6 protein-coding genes are annotated in these 3367 nt (G+C 36.4%); all 6 read right to left on the bottom strand.

Annotated elements, in window-relative coordinates; all coding sequences use genetic code 11:
• Positions 1-14: 14 nt before the first annotated feature.
• The 6 genes from ACIQ0D_RS12355 to ACIQ0D_RS12330 all read right to left on the bottom strand — a co-directional run bounded on the left by ACIQ0D_RS12355 (position 15) and on the right by ACIQ0D_RS12330 (position 3063).
• Entirely contained in the window at positions 15-467 is a 453-nt protein-coding gene (locus tag ACIQ0D_RS12355) for a DinB family protein (protein WP_395806062.1), read from the bottom strand.
• A 44-nt stretch (positions 468-511) separates the two neighbouring features.
• Entirely contained in the window at positions 512-718 is a 207-nt protein-coding gene (locus ACIQ0D_RS12350; RefSeq protein WP_395806060.1) for a DUF2892 domain-containing protein, read from the bottom strand.
• A 109-nt stretch (positions 719-827) separates the two neighbouring features.
• Positions 828-2096 carry a voltage-gated chloride channel family protein gene (locus tag ACIQ0D_RS12345; protein ID WP_395806058.1) on the bottom strand — a complete coding sequence of 423 codons (1269 nt, stop codon included), beginning with the start codon at positions 2094-2096 and terminating at the stop codon, positions 828-830.
• A gap of 89 nt (positions 2097-2185) precedes the next feature.
• Entirely contained in the window at positions 2186-2323 is a 138-nt protein-coding gene (locus ACIQ0D_RS12340) for a DUF2256 domain-containing protein (RefSeq protein ID WP_395806056.1), read from the bottom strand.
• Complete coding sequence (locus ACIQ0D_RS12335) at positions 2324-2593, bottom strand: TIGR03643 family protein (RefSeq protein ID WP_395806054.1); 270 nt, start codon at positions 2591-2593, stop codon at positions 2324-2326.
• Positions 2590-3063 (bottom strand): flavin reductase, encoded by a 474-nt coding sequence (locus tag ACIQ0D_RS12330; RefSeq protein WP_395806052.1) that lies wholly within the window; start codon positions 3061-3063, stop codon positions 2590-2592. Before ACIQ0D_RS12330 ends, ACIQ0D_RS12335 begins: the two co-directional genes overlap by 4 nt.
• Positions 3064-3367 lie beyond the last annotated feature (304 nt).

Genomic DNA, 3367 nt, shown 5'->3' with positions numbered 1-3367 from the left:
CATTCCCTTAATTTCTATTGCCCATACTTTAAAATCATAGCCAACTGCCCGGCATGATATGCCGTGTGCGTGATAATTCGTCCGAGTGCTTCGGCTTTTGTTTTGCTGCCAAATTCTTTGGTTATCACAAGATTATCCCATTCATCTTCTTTTTGCTGTAAAATAGCAGATTTTAAGGTCTCAAATGATTTTTGAGTATAAAGCAATAGTTCACTTAAATTAGTCCACTCACCACTATCCTTCTGATCAATTACCGTTTTAGCATGCACTTGAACATCAGGTATTTTGAATACATTCTTAGCAAATAAAAATTCGACATCGCCAATATGTCTGATTAAAAATCCGGCGGAATTAGGGGAGGGTAACAATCTTTTCTTTAGATCTTCTTCATGTAATTCAGCTAAGAGTTTTGTAAATCGAGTATGGCCTTCTTCTAATGACCCGATGAGTGTTTCATTGATGTTCATAATGCGACCTAAATATGTTGTGAAATTAATCTGCTATAATCCAGCTATTTAACTTTCGGCTTGGTTGAGATGCCAAATGGTAAGTAAAGCGGACAAAAACTCATGAAGCTAGTTAGGATGAACACTCCAGCAATAACTAATAATATTGTTGCTAATGTGCCTGAAATTAGATTGGTGAAATAAAGAACAGCAATTAAAACTGCAGCCAGAATACGAATGATTTTGTCGGTATTACCCATGTTTGCTTTCATAATTCTTGTTTTTATATTTTAGTATTTAATTAAATCAATATACTAAATTTTCATGATATTATCAAGCCGCACGGTTGGATTTTATCCTAATAGGCATCATTAAAGCCTATTATCCTAATCCTAATTTCTTATAAAATCCTTTTTTGAGTCGCGATTGATTTTGCGAACCATATATTCCTTTATGCCCTGAGAAAAAGTAAGAAAGGAGGCAGGCTATTCCTATAAAAACAGCACTTTCGACTCCGAAAAGCTCTATTCCCATTAGGGTGCAGGCAATTGGGGTATTACTTGCTCCTGCAAATACAGCTGCAAAGCCCATTCCGGCTAATAATGCAAGAGGAAGCGGAACAATCCAGACCAGCGCATTGCCTAATGTGGCGCCAATAAAAAAGAGGGGAGTTACTTCACCGCCTTTAAAACCTGCACCAATGGTGAAGCTTGTAAATAGTATTTTTAAGATGAAATCGTAAGGTGCTAAGTCATTATTAAAGGCACTTTGGATAGTGGGAATACCTAAGCCAATGTACTTGGTATCAGCAATGAAAAAAACTGCCAATGCAATTACAATACCGCCAATCATGGGACGAAAAGGGGCGTATTTAACCCATTTCTTGAATAAACTGCTCCAAGTTTCCATTGATTTTGAAAAAAACCAGGCAACCATTCCGAAAATAATACCCACAAATACCGTCCATAAAAGATTGATAATTCCCAATTCGGGTACAATCGGTATGCTATAAGTACTATGACTTACATTCCAGGCTAGACAGGTAAAATCGGCAATAAATGCAGCAATTAAACTTGGGAAAATGGCATCTGTTTTTAAATTTTTAAGGACTAAAACTTCGATTGCAAATACAGCACCTGCTAGGGGAGTGCCAAATACAGCTGCAAACCCAGCGCTTATGCCAATAATTAATAGAATTTTTCGATCATTTTCATTTAAGCTAAACAACTTACTGAACTGATCTGAAATAGCTGCTCCCATTTGTACGGCTGTCCCTTCGCGACCAGCGGAGCCTCCGAAAAGGTGTGTGGCTAATGTGCTTAAGAGAACCAATGGGACCATTTTTAATGGAATAGGCTTATTGGGATTTTGGAACTCTTCCAATATTAAATTGTTTCCTTTTGCCACATCAGAACCCCAATAATGATAGGCCAAGCCAATTGCTAATCCTGCTATTGGTAAAAATGTAATGATCCAAAGGTGGTTTTCACGCCAATTTGTTAGAAAATCTAAGGCGACTAAGAAAAATGCCGAGGCAGAACCTGCTAAAATGCCAATCAAAGCAGAAAAGAAGAGCCACTTTGTTAAATAAAATAAAAAAGGAATACGTTTTGCTTTTGAGATAATTGATTCATAATCAGAGTTTTGCATTTTGTTATTAGGCTTTCCTTTATACAATCAATTTAAAAGGCAATTTATGAAAATTTTTAATTGAGCTGTGCATGCAGATTTTTGAGGACTTATTTTCCTTTTCGACATTTATCGCTACAATATTTGACCTCTTCCCATACTTTTTCCCACTTTTTACGCCAGGTGAAGGGTCGGCCACAAACAAGGCAAATTTTGGAGGGTAGATTTTCTTTTTTTACCCCTTTCATTTAGCGTTTGCTGATTTTATTCATGCTGATATTGCGCTGCAAAGTGCATTTAAAGCGGTTAATTTCATCAGTGCGTTTATGGAGGTGCTTCTGACTTACGCCGCTGTTTACGCGTTTGCGCCATAGATTGAAGCTACTTCTTTTCAGTTCTTTTCGCATGAGTGCAATTACATCCCCTTCGCTGAAGCCGAACTGTATTTTTATTGCTTCAAATGGGGTTCGATCTTCCCATGCCATTTCAATGATGCGGTCGGTTTCTATGTCGGTCATGCTCTGATAATTTTTTTAATCCTTAGGGTCTCCGAAGTTAAAACTTCTGAATGATAGCTTTTGTATTTTTCTGCCTTAAAAGTGAATAATATATGGTCGCCAGTTTCTTTGAAATCGATTTTATAGAGTAAAATGCGTGCTGATGTGTTTTTAAGCACCTCATAGTTGTTCCAACTTTCTAGTAAATTGTTTTTTTTGAGGTAACTATTCTTGTCAAAGGTATTTCCACTTCTTTGTCCCAAATTTTTAACCAGCTTAAACTGCTCAGGATGAAGGAATTGTAAAATAGCCTGTTCAGATTTATACATGTTTTCTAAGGTCTTGGTATTCTTGTAAATAGCGATGGCATAGATTTTTGGCTCCATGCTTATGGCAGTTACATAGGTGCAGATATTCATGTTTACTTGTCCATCACAGTAAGTGGCTAGGCTGTAAACAGTAGGGTCAATTAGATTCCAAGGTCTTCTCATTTCAATTTTGGATTGTTCTACTAATCAGACAATTCAATAGGGTGAAATTAAGACCTTTTATTGGATGAAATTTCTTTTTAAGGTAAAATTTGAGGGTGGAGGATGAAATGTTATCAATTTGAATGAAATTCCTTAAATATATTCACATAAAAATCACCTTCAGATATTGTGCACTCAATTAGCACACAATATCCAAGGGATCTTCCTCTCCTTTCCCGGTTGGTATTTTAATGTTTTGGATGGAATAAATCAGATAAAAATATTGAAGCGTTTTTTATTTTGATTGGGGATACCCTTTATCTGA

Source organism: Daejeonella sp., assembly GCF_044342615.1.
Taxonomy (GTDB): domain Bacteria; phylum Bacteroidota; class Bacteroidia; order Sphingobacteriales; family Sphingobacteriaceae; genus Daejeonella.
Note: the sequence above shows the minus strand (reverse complement) of the source record. Positions and strands in the feature narration are given on the sequence as shown.

What these genes read in the sequence shown, in the direction of transcription:
- ACIQ0D_RS12355 (WP_395806062.1), bottom strand. Translation starts at nt 467, where the DNA reads ATGAACATCAATGAAACACTCATCGGGTCATTAGAAGAAGGCCATACT.
- ACIQ0D_RS12350 (WP_395806060.1), bottom strand. Translation starts at nt 718, where the DNA reads ATGAAAGCAAACATGGGTAATACCGACAAAATCATTCGTATTCTGGCT.
- ACIQ0D_RS12345 (WP_395806058.1), bottom strand. Translation starts at nt 2,096, where the DNA reads ATGCAAAACTCTGATTATGAATCAATTATCTCAAAAGCAAAACGTATT.
- ACIQ0D_RS12340 (WP_395806056.1), bottom strand. Translation starts at nt 2,323, where the DNA reads ATGAAAGGGGTAAAAAAAGAAAATCTACCCTCCAAAATTTGCCTTGTT.
- ACIQ0D_RS12335 (WP_395806054.1), bottom strand. Translation starts at nt 2,593, where the DNA reads ATGACCGACATAGAAACCGACCGCATCATTGAAATGGCATGGGAAGAT.
- ACIQ0D_RS12330 (WP_395806052.1), bottom strand. Translation starts at nt 3,063, where the DNA reads ATGAGAAGACCTTGGAATCTAATTGACCCTACTGTTTACAGCCTAGCC.